The 14,659-nt window shown below is 61.6% G+C and carries 23 protein-coding genes; 20 read left to right on the top strand and 3 right to left on the bottom strand.

What is annotated here, in order from left to right; genetic code table 11:
• Window position 1 precedes the first annotated feature (1 nt).
• The 20 genes from rpmC to rplQ all read left to right on the top strand — a co-directional run bounded on the left by rpmC (window position 2) and on the right by rplQ (window position 9,409).
• Complete coding sequence (gene rpmC, locus OEL49_RS13545; RefSeq protein ID WP_014235471.1) at window positions 2-196, top strand: 50S ribosomal protein L29; 195 nt, start codon at window positions 2-4, stop codon at window positions 194-196.
• Entirely contained in the window at window positions 193-459 is a 267-nt protein-coding gene (gene rpsQ / locus OEL49_RS13540; protein ID WP_014235470.1) for a 30S ribosomal protein S17, read from the top strand. The genes rpmC and rpsQ overlap by 4 nt, the downstream gene beginning before the upstream one ends.
• A gap of 161 nt (window positions 460-620) precedes the next feature.
• Entirely contained in the window at window positions 621-989 is a 369-nt protein-coding gene (rplN, locus tag OEL49_RS13535) for a 50S ribosomal protein L14 (protein WP_014235469.1), read from the top strand.
• 6 nt (window positions 990-995) lie between these two features.
• Window positions 996-1,316, top strand: coding sequence for a 50S ribosomal protein L24 (rplX, locus tag OEL49_RS13530; protein ID WP_238526322.1), 321 nt, complete (start codon window positions 996-998; stop codon window positions 1,314-1,316).
• Between the two features lie 9 nt (window positions 1,317-1,325).
• Window positions 1,326-1,865, top strand: coding sequence for a 50S ribosomal protein L5 (gene rplE / locus OEL49_RS13525; RefSeq protein WP_014235467.1), 540 nt, complete (start codon window positions 1,326-1,328; stop codon window positions 1,863-1,865).
• 7 nt (window positions 1,866-1,872) lie between these two features.
• Window positions 1,873-2,178 (top strand): 30S ribosomal protein S14, encoded by a 306-nt coding sequence (gene rpsN, locus OEL49_RS13520; protein ID WP_014235466.1) that lies wholly within the window; start codon window positions 1,873-1,875, stop codon window positions 2,176-2,178.
• A gap of 15 nt (window positions 2,179-2,193) precedes the next feature.
• Window positions 2,194-2,589 (top strand): 30S ribosomal protein S8, encoded by a 396-nt coding sequence (gene rpsH, locus OEL49_RS13515; protein WP_014235465.1) that lies wholly within the window; start codon window positions 2,194-2,196, stop codon window positions 2,587-2,589.
• A 9-nt stretch (window positions 2,590-2,598) separates the two neighbouring features.
• A complete protein-coding gene (rplF, locus tag OEL49_RS13510; RefSeq protein ID WP_014235464.1) occupies window positions 2,599-3,129 on the top strand; it encodes a 50S ribosomal protein L6 in 531 nt (176 codons plus the stop codon).
• 12 nt (window positions 3,130-3,141) lie between these two features.
• Window positions 3,142-3,495: a 50S ribosomal protein L18 gene (gene rplR / locus OEL49_RS13505; RefSeq protein WP_043798613.1), complete on the top strand. Its 354-nt coding sequence runs from the start codon at window positions 3,142-3,144 to the stop codon at window positions 3,493-3,495.
• Window positions 3,496-3,524: 29 nt separating this feature from the next.
• On the top strand, window positions 3,525-4,049 hold the full coding sequence (gene rpsE / locus OEL49_RS13500) for a 30S ribosomal protein S5 (protein WP_014235462.1): 525 nt from the start codon (window positions 3,525-3,527) through the stop codon (window positions 4,047-4,049).
• Window positions 4,050-4,052: 3 nt separating this feature from the next.
• On the top strand, window positions 4,053-4,235 hold the full coding sequence (gene rpmD / locus OEL49_RS13495) for a 50S ribosomal protein L30 (RefSeq protein WP_014235461.1): 183 nt from the start codon (window positions 4,053-4,055) through the stop codon (window positions 4,233-4,235).
• Between the two features lies 1 nt (window position 4,236).
• Window positions 4,237-4,671: a 50S ribosomal protein L15 gene (rplO, locus tag OEL49_RS13490; protein WP_014235460.1), complete on the top strand. Its 435-nt coding sequence runs from the start codon at window positions 4,237-4,239 to the stop codon at window positions 4,669-4,671.
• Between the two features lie 32 nt (window positions 4,672-4,703).
• Entirely contained in the window at window positions 4,704-6,029 is a 1,326-nt protein-coding gene (secY, locus tag OEL49_RS13485) for a preprotein translocase subunit SecY (RefSeq protein WP_014235459.1), read from the top strand.
• A 27-nt stretch (window positions 6,030-6,056) separates the two neighbouring features.
• Window positions 6,057-6,275 (top strand): translation initiation factor IF-1, encoded by a 219-nt coding sequence (gene infA, locus OEL49_RS13480; RefSeq protein ID WP_014235458.1) that lies wholly within the window; start codon window positions 6,057-6,059, stop codon window positions 6,273-6,275.
• Window positions 6,276-6,354: 79 nt separating this feature from the next.
• On the top strand, window positions 6,355-6,468 hold the full coding sequence (gene rpmJ, locus OEL49_RS13475) for a 50S ribosomal protein L36 (protein ID WP_014235457.1): 114 nt from the start codon (window positions 6,355-6,357) through the stop codon (window positions 6,466-6,468).
• Between the two features lie 98 nt (window positions 6,469-6,566).
• Window positions 6,567-6,929 (top strand): 30S ribosomal protein S13, encoded by a 363-nt coding sequence (gene rpsM / locus OEL49_RS13470; protein ID WP_014235456.1) that lies wholly within the window; start codon window positions 6,567-6,569, stop codon window positions 6,927-6,929.
• A gap of 11 nt (window positions 6,930-6,940) precedes the next feature.
• A complete protein-coding gene (rpsK, locus tag OEL49_RS13465) occupies window positions 6,941-7,330 on the top strand; it encodes a 30S ribosomal protein S11 (RefSeq protein WP_014235455.1) in 390 nt (129 codons plus the stop codon).
• 10 nt (window positions 7,331-7,340) lie between these two features.
• A complete protein-coding gene (gene rpsD / locus OEL49_RS13460; RefSeq protein WP_014235454.1) occupies window positions 7,341-7,970 on the top strand; it encodes a 30S ribosomal protein S4 in 630 nt (209 codons plus the stop codon).
• A 37-nt stretch (window positions 7,971-8,007) separates the two neighbouring features.
• Complete coding sequence (locus OEL49_RS13455) at window positions 8,008-8,982, top strand: DNA-directed RNA polymerase subunit alpha (protein WP_014235453.1); 975 nt, start codon at window positions 8,008-8,010, stop codon at window positions 8,980-8,982.
• A 28-nt stretch (window positions 8,983-9,010) separates the two neighbouring features.
• Window positions 9,011-9,409: a 50S ribosomal protein L17 gene (gene rplQ, locus OEL49_RS13450; RefSeq protein WP_014235452.1), complete on the top strand. Its 399-nt coding sequence runs from the start codon at window positions 9,011-9,013 to the stop codon at window positions 9,407-9,409.
• Between the two features lie 94 nt (window positions 9,410-9,503).
• Here the strand turns inward: rplQ and OEL49_RS13445 are convergent, their stop codons facing one another.
• From OEL49_RS13445 to OEL49_RS13435, 3 genes are read right to left on the bottom strand one after another with little or no spacing between them, the layout of a single operon-like run.
• Window positions 9,504-11,042 carry a SpoIIE family protein phosphatase gene (locus OEL49_RS13445; protein WP_014235451.1) on the bottom strand — a complete coding sequence of 513 codons (1,539 nt, stop codon included), beginning with the start codon at window positions 11,040-11,042 and terminating at the stop codon, window positions 9,504-9,506.
• Complete coding sequence (locus tag OEL49_RS13440) at window positions 11,039-11,932, bottom strand: ATP-binding response regulator (RefSeq protein WP_287875156.1); 894 nt, start codon at window positions 11,930-11,932, stop codon at window positions 11,039-11,041. The genes OEL49_RS13445 and OEL49_RS13440 overlap by 4 nt, the downstream gene beginning before the upstream one ends.
• Window positions 11,929-14,637, bottom strand: coding sequence for a CHASE domain-containing sensor histidine kinase (locus OEL49_RS13435; RefSeq protein WP_287875155.1), 2,709 nt, complete (start codon window positions 14,635-14,637; stop codon window positions 11,929-11,931). Before OEL49_RS13435 ends, OEL49_RS13440 begins: the two co-directional genes overlap by 4 nt.
• Window positions 14,638-14,659: the final 22 nt, after the last annotated feature.

Here is a 14,659-nt window from a genome sequence, read left to right as displayed (position 1 = left end):
CATGAAAGCCAATGAGTTGAAAGCGAAGAGCGTCGAAGAGCTGAACACGGAGCTGGTTGAGCTCCTGAAGGCCCAGTTCAGCCTGCGCATGCAGGCTGCGACGCAGCAGCTGGCCAATACCAGCCAGCTGAACAAGGTGCGCAAGGATATTGCGCGTGTTCGTACCTTTATGCGTGAAAAGGCGGTACAGCAATGAGCGAGACCACCAGCATCAAGCGTACCCTGATCGGTCGCGTGGTCAGCGACAAGATGGAAAAGACCGTCACCGTCCTGATCGAACGTCGCGTGAAGCACCCGGTTTACGGCAAGATCGTGACCAAGTCCAAGAAGTATCACGCGCACAACGAAAACAACGAAGCCAAGGCTGGCGACCTGGTGGAGATCGAGGAAACCCGTCCTCTGTCCCGCACCAAGGCCTGGCGCGTTACCAAGCTGCTGGAAAAGGCAACCATCATCTAATGATGGGCAAGCCCGAAAGGGCTTGCGCGTTTTCTCAGGAGCGTGTACTATCCCGCTTCTTCGAGGTGCCCGGTGTCAGCCGGGCTCCTTTGTTTTAGTTCCTCCCCCCTTCGGGGTCCAAGACTGCCTGCGATCCGTTGCGGGAAAAGTTGGAGTTAATAATGATTCAGATGCAGACGATTCTGGACGTCGCCGATAATACCGGTGCGCGTTCGGTGATGTGTATCAAGGTCCTGGGCGGCTCCAAGCGTCGCTATGCGGCCGTTGGTGACATCATCAAGGTGTCTATCAAGGACGCCGCTCCCCGTGGTCGCGTGAAAAAGGGTGACGTGTATAACGCCGTGGTGGTTCGTACCGCCAAGGGTGTGCGTCGTCCCGATGGCTCGCTGATCAAGTTCGACAACAACGCGGCGGTGCTCCTCAATGCCAAGCTGGAGCCCATTGGTACCCGTATCTTCGGGCCGGTTACGCGCGAATTGCGTACCGAGCGCTTCATGAAGATCGTGTCCCTGGCGCCCGAAGTGCTGTAAGGAGCGGTGATGGAAAAGATTCGCAAGGGTGACGAGGTTGTCGTCATCGCCGGCAAAGACAAGGGCAAGCGCGGTACCGTTGCTCGCCGTGTCGATGCCGAGCATGTGGTGGTCGAGGGTGTGAACCGTGCCAAGAAGCACGTCAAGCCCAATCCCATCAAGGGCGTGGTTGGTGGCATCGTCGACAAGGACATGCCCATTCACATCTCTAACGTCGCGCTGTTCAATGCTGCGACCCAGAAGGCTGACCGCGTTGGCTTCAAGATTCTTGAAGACGGCAAGAAAGTGCGCGTGTTCAAGTCCAATGGCGAAACCCTGGACGCTTAAGGAATAGTCATGGCGCGTTTTTTCGACTACTACAAAGCTAGCGTGGTGCCTGAGCTGACCAAGCAGTTCGGCTACAAGTCCGTTATGGAAGTGCCGCGCATCACCAAGATCACCCTGAACATGGGTGTCGGCGAAGCTGTTCAGGACAAGAAGATCCTGGAAAATGCCGTCGGCGACATGCAGAAGATCGCTGGTCAGAAGCCCGTTGTCACCAAGTCCCGCAAGTCCATCGCTGGCTTCAAGATTCGTGACGGCTACCCCATCGGTTGCATGGTCACCCTGCGTGGCCCCCGCATGTTCGAGTTCCTGGATCGCCTGATCACCGTTTCCCTGCCCCGCGTGCGTGACTTCCGCGGCGTGGCTGGCAAGGGCTTCGACGGCCGTGGCAACTACAACATGGGTGTGAAAGAGCAGATCATTTTCCCCGAAATCGAGTACGACAAGATCGATGCTCTGCGCGGGATGAATATCAGCATTACCACCACCGCGAAGAGCGACGAGGAAGCCAAGGCCCTCCTGTCTGCCTTCAAGTTCCCCTTCAAGAATTGAGGCGATAATGGCAAAACTGTCACTCATCAATCGCGAAGAGAAGCGTCGCGCGCTCGTGGAAAAGTACGCTGCCAAGCGTGCTGCCCTGCAGGCCGTTATCGACAATCAGAGCCTTTCTGACGCCGAGCGCTTCGAGGCTCGTCTGAAGCTGCAGGCACTGCCGCGCAATTCCAGCCCCGCCCGTCTGCGCAATCGTTGCCAAGTAACCGGTCGTCCGCGCGGTGTTTTCCGCAAGTTCGGCCTGTGCCGCAACAAGCTCCGTGAAGCCGCCTTCAAGGGCGAGATTCCCGGTATGACCAAGGCCAGCTGGTAAGCAGGAGGAATAAAGATGGCTATGAGCGATCCGATCGCGGACATGCTGACCCGCATCCGCAACGCCCAGCAGGCCGAGAAGGCATCCGTAACGATGCCCTGCTCCAAGCTGAAAGTGGCGATTGCCGACGTCCTTAAGGGCGAAGGTTATATTGATGATTTCGCCGTGCGCGAAATCGAAGGCAAGGCTTCTCTGGAGATTGCCCTGAAGTACTACGCCGGCCGCCCGGTTATTGAGCGCATCGAGCGCGTCTCCCGGCCTGGTCTGCGTGTCTATAAGGGCAGCCAGGATATTCCGCGTGTTATGAATGGCCTGGGCGTGGCAATCGTGTCCACCCCCAAGGGCGTCATGACCGACCGCAAGGCACGCACCCAGAACGTGGGTGGCGAAGTCCTCTGCATCGTTGCGTAAGGGGGAACCATGTCCCGTGTAGGTAAGAATCCTATTTCGCTGCCCAAGGGTGTGGAAGTTGCTCTGGGTGAAGAGATCTCCGTCAAGGGCCCCCTTGGCGTGCTGAAGCTGAAGGCCAACCCGGCTGTGGTCGTGAAGGTCGAGGGCGAGCAACTGGTTTGCTCCCCGGTGGAAGGCGTTGAAGGTGCTGGTGCTCTGTGGGGCACCATGCGTGCCAATCTGAACAATATGGTGACCGGTGTTACCAAGGGTTTTGAGCGCAAGCTGACGCTGGTCGGCGTGGGTTACCGTGCTCAGGCCCAGGGCGACACCCTGAACCTGACCCTCGGCTTTTCCCATCCGGTGGCCCACAAGATGCCTGCTGGCGTCAAGGTGGAGACTCCGAGCCAGACTGAAATCCTCATCAAGGGTGTGGACAAGCAGGCGGTGGGGCAGGTAGCGGCTGAAGTTCGCGCTTATCGTAAGCCTGAACCCTATAAGGGCAAGGGCGTGCGGTATGCCGACGAAGTGGTCGCGCTCAAGGAAACCAAGAAGAAGTAAGGTGGCGAAATGATTGACAAAAAACAGTCGCGCTTGCGTCGTGCCCGTAAAACCCGGGCCAAAATCGCCGAGCTGAAGGCCGTCCGTCTGTGCGTGTTCCGCACCAACAGCCACATCTATGCTCAAGTTATTTCTCCCTGCGGGTCCAAGGTTCTGGCTGCTGCCTCTTCCCTGGAACCTGAAGTGCGCAAGGATCTGCCGAATGGCGGCAATGTGAATGCTGCTGCCGCCATCGGTAAGCTCATCGCCGAGCGCGCCAAGAAGGCGGGCATCGAGCAGGTCGCTTTCGACCGTGCCGGCTTCCAGTACCACGGTCGTGTCAAGGCCCTGGCTGAAGCCGCACGCGAAAACGGTCTGAAGTTCTGATCGGCCTGAAGGAAAGTTCGAGGTTAATTATGGCAAAACCGCAAACCAAGAAGCCCCAGCAGGCAGACGAGCGCGACGACGGTCTGCGCGAAAAGATGATCTCCATCAACCGCGTCACCAAGGTGGTGAAGGGCGGTCGGATTCTGGGCTTCGCCGCCCTGACCGTGGTGGGTGATGGCGACGGCGGCGTTGGCATGGGCAAGGGCAAGTCCCGCGAAGTGCCCGTTGCCGTGCAAAAGGCAATGGACGAAGCCCGTCGCAAGATGGAAAAAGTCAGCCTGAAGAACGGCACCCTGCAGCACGCCGTTGTTGGTAAGCATGGTTCCTCCACCGTTCTGATGATGCCCGCTGCCGACGGTACCGGCATCATCGCCGGCGGTGCCATGCGCGCCGTGTTCGAAGTGATGGGTGTGACCAACGTCGTGGCCAAGGCTCACGGCTCCACCAATCCTTACAACATCGTCCGTGCCACTCTGAACGGCCTGCTGGCGATGAACACTCCGGCGGAAATTGCTGCCAAGCGCGGCAAGTCCGTTGAAGACATCCTGGGGTAAGAAATGGCTGAGAAGACTATCAAGGTTACGCTCGTCAAGAGCCTGATCGGCACCAAGCAGGACCACCGCGCCACCGTGCGCGGCCTGGGCCTGCGCCGGCTGAACTCCTCTTCCGTGCTGCAGGACACGCCTGCTGTGCGCGGCATGATCAACAAGGTTTCGTACCTGCTGAAGTGCGAGGGCTAACATGCAACTGAATACCATCAAGCCCGCAGAAGGCGCCAAGCACGCCAAGAAGCGTGTCGGTCGCGGTATCGGCTCCGGCCTGGGCAAGACCTGTGGCCGTGGCCACAAGGGTCAGAAGTCCCGTTCCGGCGGCTTCCACAAGGTCGGTTTCGAAGGCGGTCAAATGCCTCTGCACCGCCGTCTGCCGAAGCGCGGTTTCGTCTCCCTGACGAATGCCCGCAACGTGGAAGTTCGTCTGTCCGAGATCCAGGGTCTGCCCGTCGACGAGATCGATCTGCTGGTACTGAAGCAGGCCGGTCTGGTGGCTGGCAATGCACTGTCCGCCAAGGTCATCCTGTCCGGTGAGATCAGCCGCAAGGTTGCGCTCAAGGGCGTGGGTGCCACCAAGGGTGCCAAGGCCGCCATCGAGGCTGCCGGCGGCTCCGTGGCTGAGTAATCGTTTCTAACGTAGCGCGAGGAAGTTCGGTTTTGGCGACCAATAACGTAGTCAGCAAAGGCGGCAAGTTCGGCGATCTGAAACGCCGTCTATGGTTCCTGCTTGGTGCCCTGGTCGTTTATCGCATCGGCGCCCACATCCCGGTTCCCGGGATCGACGCCAATGTGCTGGCCGAACTCTTCCAAAGCCAGCAGGGCGGCATCCTGGGCATGTTCAACATGTTCTCCGGTGGCGCCCTGTCTCGCTTTACCATTTTCGCCCTTGGCATCATGCCCTACATCTCCGCCTCCATCATCATGCAGTTGATGGCGGTGGCCAGCCCTCAGCTCGAGGCGCTGAAGAAGGAAGGTGAAGCCGGGCGGCGCAAGATTACCCAATACACCCGCTATGGCACAGTGGCGCTCGCCCTGTTTCAGGGGTTGGGCATCGCAATTGCCCTTGAGGCACAGCCCGGGCTGGTCCTGGAGCCTGGCTTCCTGTTCCGCCTGACGACCGTGGCCACCCTGCTGACGGGCACCATGTTCCTGATGTGGCTGGGCGAACAGATTACCGAACGTGGTCTGGGCAACGGTATTTCCATCATCATCTTTGCCGGTATCGCTGCGGGTCTGCCCAACGCCATCGGCGGCCTGCTGGAGCTGGTTCGTACCGGTGCCATGCATCCGCTGACCGCAATCGTGATTTCGATTCTGGTGTTCTTCGTCACCGCCTTTGTGGTGTTCGTCGAGCGGGGCCAGCGCAAGATTCTGGTCAACTATGCCAAGCGCCAGGTTGGCAACAAGGTTTATGGCGGTCAGAGCTCCCATCTGCCGCTGAAGCTGAACATGGCTGGTGTCATTCCCCCCATCTTCGCTTCCTCGATCATTCTTTTCCCGGCGACCGTTGCCGGCTGGTTCGGTTCCGGCGAATCCATGCGCTGGCTGAAGGACTTTGCCGCCACCCTGTCGCCTGGCCAACCGATCTACGTGATGCTCTACGCCGCCGCGATCGTCTTCTTCTGCTTCTTCTATACCGCCCTGGTGTTCAACTCCAAGGAAACCGCGGACAACCTGAAGAAGAGCGGGGCCTTCGTGCCCGGGATTCGTCCTGGCGAGCAGACTGCCCGCTACATTGACAAGATTCTCATGCGCCTGACCCTGGTTGGCGCCGGCTACATCACCCTGGTGTGTCTGCTGCCTGAGTTTCTGATTTTGAAGTGGAACGTGCCGTTCTATTTCGGTGGTACTTCCTTGCTGATTATCGTGGTCGTGACCATGGATTTCATGTCCCAGGTCCAGGCCTATGTCATGTCCCATCAATACGAAAGCCTGCTCAAGAAAGCTAACTTCAAGGGCGGTGGCTTCCCGGCAATGAAGTAGGCCGGCTCCAGACAGACCAGAGCTAGGATGGCGAAGGAAGATCTGATTGAAATGCAGGGGGAAGTGGTAGAAAACCTTCCCAATGCGACGTTCAGAGTGAAGCTGGAAAACGGCCACATGGTCCTCGGCTTCATATCCGGCAAGATGCGGATGCATTACATCCGTATCCTGCCAGGCGACAAGGTGACGGTGCAGTTGACGCCCTATGACTTATCCCGGGCCCGCATCGTTTTCCGCGCCAAATAAGGTTTCAAGAATCTCTACGCTAAGAAGTAATCGGGTTAATGGCTGGCTGCGCCAAGCGCCCTGAATCAAGGAGCTAAAAATGAAAGTGCTGGCATCGGTAAAAAAGATTTGCCGCAACTGCAAGATCATTCGTCGCAATGGCATTGTGCGCGTGATTTGCACTGATCCGCGCCATAAGCAGCGCCAGGGCTAATTGCAACCGGCGAAAGCTGGTGTTGCGTCGATATTCGGGTTGAATCGAAGTACGATTCATCGGTATAATTGTAGGTTTCGCTTTTCCGGGGTGACTTAATGGCCCGTATCGCTGGGGTAAATATTCCCAACCACAAACACGCTGAGATCGCGTTGACCGCGATTTTCGGCGTTGGTCGCACCCGCGCACAGAAGATCTGTGACGCAGCGGGTGTCGTTCGTTCGACCAAGGTGAAGGACCTGTCCGACGCCGAGATGGAACGCCTGCGTGATGAAGTTGGTAAGTTCACTGTCGAGGGTGACCTCCGCCGTGAAGTGACCATGAGCATCAAGCGTCTGATGGACCTTGGCTGCTATCGTGGCCTGCGTCACCGCAAGGGTCTGCCCGTGCGTGGTCAGCGTACCCGCACCAACGCGCGTACCCGCAAGGGCCCGCGCAAGGCTGTCCAAAAGGGCAAATAAGAGGATAGGAAATGGCTAAGACTGCTGCCAAAGTACGTAAAAAGGTCAAGAAGAACGTGGCCGAGGGCATTGCCCATATTCACGCCTCGTTCAACAACACCATCATCACCATCACCGACCGTCAAGGTAATGCCCTGTCTTGGGCAACCTCCGGTGGTGCTGGCTTCAAGGGCTCTCGCAAGTCCACTCCGTTTGCCGCTCAGGTGGCAGCCGAGGCTGCCGGCAAGGCTGCTCAAGAGTGTGGCGTGAAGAATCTGGAAGTGCGCATCAAGGGACCCGGCCCCGGCCGCGAATCCGCCGTGCGCGCCCTGAACGCCCTGGGTATGAAGATCACCGCAATCTCCGACGTGACGCCTGTGCCGCATAACGGCTGCCGTCCGCCGAAGAAGCGTCGCATTTAAGGAGTGACTCGTGGCTCGTAACCTCGATCCGAAATGCCGTCAGTGCCGCCGCGAAGGCGAAAAGCTCTTCCTCAAAGGCGAGAAGTGCTACACCGACAAGTGCTCTGTTGAGCGCCGTGCCTACGCCCCCGGTCAGCATGGTCAGAAGTCTGGCCAGCGCCTGTCCGACTACGGCGTGCATCTGCGTGAAAAGCAGAAGATCCGTCGCATCTACGGCGTGCTGGAAGGCCAATTCCGTAGCGTGTACAAAGAAGCCGACCGTCGTAAGGGCGTGACCGGCGAAAACCTGCTGCAGCTGCTGGAGTCCCGTCTGGATTCCGTGGCCTATCGCATGGGCTTCGGCGCTTCCCGCTCCGAATCCCGCCAGATCGTCCGTCACAACGGCGTGCTGGTGAATGGCAAGCGTGTGAACATCCCCTCCTACCAAGTTCGCCCCGGCGACGTGGTGGAGCTGACCGAGCGCTCCCGTGGTTCCCTGCGTGTGAAGGCTGCCCTGGCGGCTGCCGAATCTCGCGGCTTCCCCGAGTGGCTGGATGTGGACGCGAAGAATGGCAAGGGCACCTTCAAGGCTGCTCCGATCCGTTCCGAACTGCCTTCCACCATCAACGAAAGCCTGGTCATCGAACTTTATTCGAAGTAATGCCAGGCAGGCTGACTGAACAGGCAAAGGACAGCACATGCAAAGCACTGGACTTCTGAAACCGCGCATCATCGATGTGCAGAGCCTGTCGCCGGTACAGGCCCGGGTTGTGATGGAGCCGTTTGAACGCGGCTACGGTCACACCCTGGGCAATGCCCTGCGGCGTATTCTGCTTTCCTCGATGCCCGGCTACGCGCCGACCGACGTGAGCATCGACGGCGTCCTGCACGAGTACTCGACCATCGATGGCGTGCAGGAAGATGTCGTTGATATCCTTCTGAATCTGAAGGGTATCGTTTTCAAGCTCCACGGTCGCGACGAAGTCGTGCTGAAGCTCAGTAAGGATGGCGAGGGCATTGTCCGCGCCTCCGATATTGAGACCACCCACGACGTCGAGATCATCAACCCCGATCACGTGATCGCCCACATCTCCTCCGGCGGCAAGCTGTCCATGGAGATCAAGGTGGAAAAGGGCCGCGGCTATGTCCCCGGTACCATGCGCAATCTGGGTGATACCAAGAATATCGGCCAACTGGTGCTGGATGCTTCTTTCAGCCCGGTCCGTCGTGTCAGCTATCTGGTTGAAAGCGCTCGCGTCGAGCAGCGTACCGACCTGGACAAGCTGGTCATGGACATCGAGACCAACGGTGTTATCGAGCCCGAGGAAGCGATCCGCACTGCGGCCCGCATCCTGATGGAGCAACTGTCTGTGTTCGCCGACCTGGAAGGCACTGCCCCCATGGTCGAGGCCCAGAAGCCGGTGCAGGTGGATCCGATCCTGCTGCGCCCGGTGGATGACCTGGAACTGACGGTGCGCTCCGCCAACTGCCTCAAGGCCGAGAACATCTATTACATCGGTGATCTGATTCAGCGGACCGAGAACGAGCTGCTGAAGACCCCGAACCTGGGTCGCAAGTCGCTGAATGAAATCAAGGAAGTGTTGGCCGCCCGCGGCCTGACTCTGGGCATGAAGCTGGAAAACTGGCCGCCCGCGGGTCTGGAAAAAGTCTAACGCGGCCCGAACGAGAGAGGATTAGAAAATGCGTCACCGTAACGGTCTTCGCAAGCTGAACCGGACCAGCGCCCACCGTCTGGCCATGCTGCGCAACATGAGCAATTCCCTGCTCAAGCACGAAGTGATCAAGACCACCCTGCCCAAGGCCAAGGAGCTGCGCCGCGTGGTGGAACCGATCATCACCCTGGGCAAGAAGCCCAGCCTGGCTAACCGCCGTCTGGCCTTCGACCGCCTGCGCGACCGCGACATGGTCGTCAAGGTCTTCGACGTGCTGGGTCCCCGGTTTGCCACCCGCAACGGCGGCTACCTGCGCATCCTGAAGTGCGGCTTCCGTCAGGGCGACAACGCCCCGATGGCTCTGGTCGAACTGCTGGATCGCCCGGAAGGCGAAGCTGTGGAAGTTGCCGAGGAAGCTGCAGCCTAAGGCTGAAGTCTCCCAAAAAAAAGCCAGGCGCTTGCCTGGCTTTTTTTTCGTCCTGCGTTTGCCGCAGGGCCGACACTTTTGCCTCCGTGTTGCGTCAGCAATCCAGGAGCAAAACGGAAATGTCGTCCTGGGCAGGGCTGCCGGCCAGGTGTTCGGCCAATGCCTGTTGCAGGGCGGTTAGCCGTTGTTCGGGGGGCACGCCCCGCAGGATTTCGCGCAAGCCGGCGTGGCCAAGTTGGGCACCGTTCTTCCCCTCCGCTTCCTTAAAGCCGTCGGAATAGAGCATCAGCTGATGCCCTGGTGTGCACGGGAAGGTGTCAATGCTTGCCTCAAATTCATCTGTGCCGAGGATGCCGAATGGCAGGTGGCGGGAGGCGAAGGTCCGGACGACTTCCCCGTCGCCGTCCAACAACAACGATTCCGGCATGCCTCCACACCAGGCCTGGCCGGTGCCGGTAGCTGGATCAAGGAGAACCACGTTGGCCGCCACAAAGTGGCCGGTGGGCAGGGATGCCTTCAGGTGCCGGTTCATCTCCCCTACCATGCTTTCCAGGGGCAGGCCCCGATTCGCCATGCCATAGAAGACGGTGAGAAGGGGCAGGGTGCTGATGGCCGCCGTCAGGCCATGGCCCGTCGCATCTGCCAGCAGGGCTACCAGAGAACCATCCGGGGTGCGGGTGGCGGCAACCACGTCGCCGCTAAAGTTCTTGGCGGCGCTGAGCCAGTAGTGCACATGGCTATCCTGCAATCCCGGGCGCAGCATCTGCTTGTCCAGCAGGCGGGCGGCCAGCTGGTTTTCCTCTTCTGCTTGATCGTAGTACTGCTGTAGGGCCGCCGCATTCTCCATCAGCTTCATTTCGGCATTCTTGCGTTCGGTCACGTCCCGCAGCAGGCCGATGAAAATGCGCTGGGAACCGTCGCGGATTTCCGTGACCGCCAGCTCGGCGGGGAAGACAGTGCCGTCCTTGCGTAGGGCGGGGCGTTCGCGCCCGTAACCGAAGACATTGGGCGGACCGCCTTCCACGTAGGCCCGCATGTAGTCGTTGTGGCGCGAGTGATAGGGCTCGGGCATCAGCACATTGACGTTCTGGCCCCGCAGTTCCTCCGGGCGCCAGCCGAGAATCCGTTCGGTGGCCTGGTTGCAGGAGAGGATGCGGCCGTGGACGTCGATGGTGACGATGGCATCGAGGACGTTGTCGGAAATGGCCTTCAACTGCCGATAGGACTCCCGCGCCTGGCGTTGCAGGTCCAGGGCCTTGTGCATGGAGCGGATGCGGGCATCGAGCAGGGCAAAATCCAGGGGCTTGGCGAGGAAGTCGTCGCCGCCGGCCTCCAGGCCCGCCACCAGATTCTCGCGCCGGTCCAGGGCCGAGAGGAAAATGATGGGCACCCAGCGATCCAGCTTTTCTGCCCGGATACGCCGTGCCACCTCCATGCCGTCGAGGACGGGCATCATGATGTCGAGCAGCAGCAGGTCGGGCTGGTGGCGGTGGAACAGATCCAGGGCCTGCTGGCCGTCCTCGGCTGCGATCACCTGGTGTCCCTGGCGTCCCAGCAGGGCCAGCAGAATCTGGCGGATGCTGGGGGAGTCGTCGGCCACCAGAATGCGCAGGGGCGGGCTCTTGCGCGTCACGGGAGCGTCTCGCCGATGGTGGCCAGGACCACGTTGCCCTTGCCCTGGTACTGCAGGTCCTGGAAGCTGCCCAGGCGGGCCATGGCAATGCCGCGGCCGTTGGGGTCGAAGGCCCGGGCCGGATCGAAATCCAGGTAGCGGTTCCAGTCGAAGCCCTCGCCCTGGTCGGTGATGCAGATGCGGATGGTGCTCCCGTCCCGTTCGAAAGTGACATCCACCCGCTTGCCTGCATTCTCCGGCAATTGCAGGCGGCGGCTGATTTCCTCCTGCCAGCGGTCACTGCGTTTCAGGGATGATTTCTCCTCATAGGAAATGCCCAGGTTGCCGTGCTCGATGGCATTGACCAGCAATTCGGACAGTCCGAGGACGGCCCCTTCCGGTTCGGGACAGGCCTGGGCCAGGAAGACGGCCAGGCAGCCGACTTCGTCCAGGGTGGACAGGCTGAAACGGGCCGACTCCATCAGGCGCAGGGCATTGGTGTGCTCGCGCAGGCGCTGTTGCAGATCGCGGCGGGTGTTGCCGTCGGTGAGAGCGGCGCGCACGATGGAGAGCAGGGAGTCCCGCTCGTAGGGCTTGGTCAGGTAGTACAGGGCGCCGGCCAGCAGTCCTTCCCGCACCTGTTCTGGGGCGGAGGCGGCAGTTTGCATGATGACCGGAATGGGCTTCAGTTCCGGGTCGGCCTTGATGCGCTTGAGCAACTCGACGCCGTCGATGCCGGGCATCATGCGGTCGAGCAGCACCAGATCCACATCCGGATGCTGCCTCAGCATGGCCCAGGCCGCCTCGCCGTTCTCCGCCATGCTCAGGCGGTAGCCCTGGCCGTCGAAATACTCGGACAGGATTTCCAGGTTGAGGGGCTCGTCGTCCACTATCAGCAGGTGATGGGTCATGCTCTATCCTCGATGGAGGGGCTGGCTTCCGGGGTCGGCAGGGTCACGGCGAGGCAGGTGCCGGGGCCGTCGTTGCCTCTGGCCACAATGGTACCGCGATGGGCCAGGGCGATTTCGCGACATATTGCCAGCCCGAGGCCGGTGCCGCCGGCGCCGGTCTTGGTTTTGCTGCTCTGGGCGAACTTGTCGAAGACCAGTTCCCGTTCGTCCACCGGAATGCCGACCCCTTCGTCGCGCACCGTCATCTCCACGGCGCTGCGATTGCCCCGGTCGCCGCTGCGGCGGCCCGAAGAGAGCGTGGTGGGGGCAAAGCCCACCTGGATGACGCCGCCCACGGGGGAGAACTTGATGGCGTTGGAGAGCAGGTTGCGGATCAGCTGGCCGAAGCGCAGGGGGTCGCAGTAAACCTCTGCCGGCCCTCGTTCGTCGAGCACCAGATGCAGGCTCTTCTCCTGCAGCAGGGACTCCATTTCGCCGGCGGCCTCCCGGATCAGGGGACGCAGATTCACCGGCCGCGGCTCGAAGGACATCTTGCCCGCCTCCAGCTTGGACAGGTCGAGCAGGTCGTTCACCAGGGCCAGAAGCCGCTCCCCGCTTTCCCGAATGCGCTGGAAATAGTGGTTGAGCTTTTCCGCCCCCGGAATGCTGCCGGCCCGACTCAGGCCCAGGCCGGCAAAGCTGAGGATGGCGTGCATCGGGGTGCGCAGTTCATGGGACATGTTGGCGAGGAACTCGGACTTGGTGTGGTTGGCATACTCGGCCGCCTCCTTGGCCACCAGCAGGTCGGCGCTGCGCTCGCTGACCAGCTCCTGCAGATGGTCCCGGTGTCGGCGCAATTCGGCCTCCGCCGTCTTCAGGGCGGTAATGTCCACGGCCACGCCGAGGAAGCCGGTGACGTTGTGGGCTTCGTCGTAGACGGCCGTCACCACCAGGCTCACCGTCAGGTGGCTGCCGTCCTGGCGCACATAGGTCCACTCGCGCCGCTCCGCTCCGGTGAGGCGGGCCCGGGTGACGAAAATCTCGAAGCCCTGGATCTTCCAGCCGAATTCCCGGCTCAGTTCGGCAGCCCTGGCTTCCACCTCCTCCGGCAGGTGCAGGATGGCGGGGGTGGCCTGGCCGACCATGGCCGCGGCGCTGTAGCCGAGCATCTTCTCCGCCCCCCGGTTGAAGACCGTGATGAGGCCTTCGGTGTCGGTGGTGATGATGGAGACTTCGGTGGCCGAGTCGAACACCGACTTCATGCGGGCGTTGGCCTGCAGCAGGGCCTGCTGGGTGCGGCGCACCTCGGAGACGTTGCGCACCACCATCAGGTAGCCGCCTTCGCCGATGGCCGTGATGCGGGCCTCGTACTCGCCGATCTCTCCGTCGTGGCGGGGCAGCTGGTACTCCATGATCTGCAGGCGCACGCCGGCATCGATCCGGTCGCAGCACTGCTCCAGCTGCGTTACCAGGGAGGCCGGCAGGATGTCCCGGGGATGGCGGCCGAGGAAGCTGTGGGGCGGCACGAACAGCTCGCCTTCGTTGGGGGCGTGATAGTGGCGGAAGCAGCGGTCCCGGTCCAGCTCGAACATGAGGTCGGGCAGGGCGGCGAAGACGCCGGTGAGGCGGCTGTTGGCCTCTGCCCATTCGTGGCTGAGGCGGCGGGCCAGCTGTTCGGCGAAGCTGCGCCGGCTGCCCAGACGCAGGGTCAGGAGGGCCAACAGCATGCTGATGGCGGTGCCGGAAAAAAGCAGGATGCGGGAACTGGGCAGCTCGGGGCCCTGCTCCGGCGGGTCCTGGCTTTCCAGGTGCAGCTGCCAGGAACGGCCGCCGAAGTAGAAGCTGCGCTCCTCGGACAGGGGATTGCTGGGGCCGCTGCCGCTGGCGCCGTAGAGGTGCTTGGTCTGGCTGCTGCCGCCGCTGTCGTCGCTGATGCGGATATTGAGTTGGGCGCTGCCGCTGAGGCTGAGGCTGTCGACGAATTCATCCACCCGGAACAGGGTGAAGACATAGCCCTGCAGTGCCTGCCGCCGCTGCTCCTGGATGGTCGGCACGCCGTTGGTGCTGTACAGGGGAGCGACCATGAGCAGGCTGGGGGAAGCATGTTCCGGGTCCGCCATCAGGCGGATGGGGCCGGACATGGCCACCACGCCCATGTCCCGGGCGGCCTGCAGCACCTCCCGGCGGGTCGGCTCGGAGGCCACGTCGAAGCCGAAGGCGCTGCGCAGGGGCGCCTCCGGCGCCATGAAGGCCACCGGGAAGTATTCATCCCGGGGACCGGGGGGGCGCACCGAAAAACCGGTGACGCCTTCCCGCTCCCGCATGCGCTGGGTGAAGGCCGGCAAGTCGGCTGCCGCGACCCGGGGCAGGTAGCCCAGCACCAGCATGCCCGGCACCTTGCGCGACAGTTCCAGCTGTTCGCTGAACTGGTGCCAGGCCTGGCGGGAGGGATTGGGAGTGGCGTGGAGGAAGCCGGAGCCGCCGCGCAGCACCTGGGCGTAGTCGTTGAGCCGTTCCTCCATCGCCGCGGAGACCCGGGAGGCTTCCCGGGAGAAGGCGGCGCTGGCCTGCTGCTGTTCCATGTGGCGCAGCTGCTGCCAGCTGAACAGGGTCATGGCCATGGGCACCACCAGCACCACCAGGGCGGTGAGCCGCGGCGGCAGGGGCTGGCGCCGCAGCCGGCGGCGGGCGCGGGAGGGCAGGCTGGGGTGGGCGGATCTGGACATGGTCAGGCGGCCGCCGTCATCG

It is taken from the genome of Azospira sp., assembly GCF_030247495.1.
GTDB classification, from domain to species: domain Bacteria; phylum Pseudomonadota; class Gammaproteobacteria; order Burkholderiales; family Rhodocyclaceae; genus Azospira; species Azospira oryzae.
This window is presented reverse-complemented; position numbering and strand designations above follow the sequence as displayed.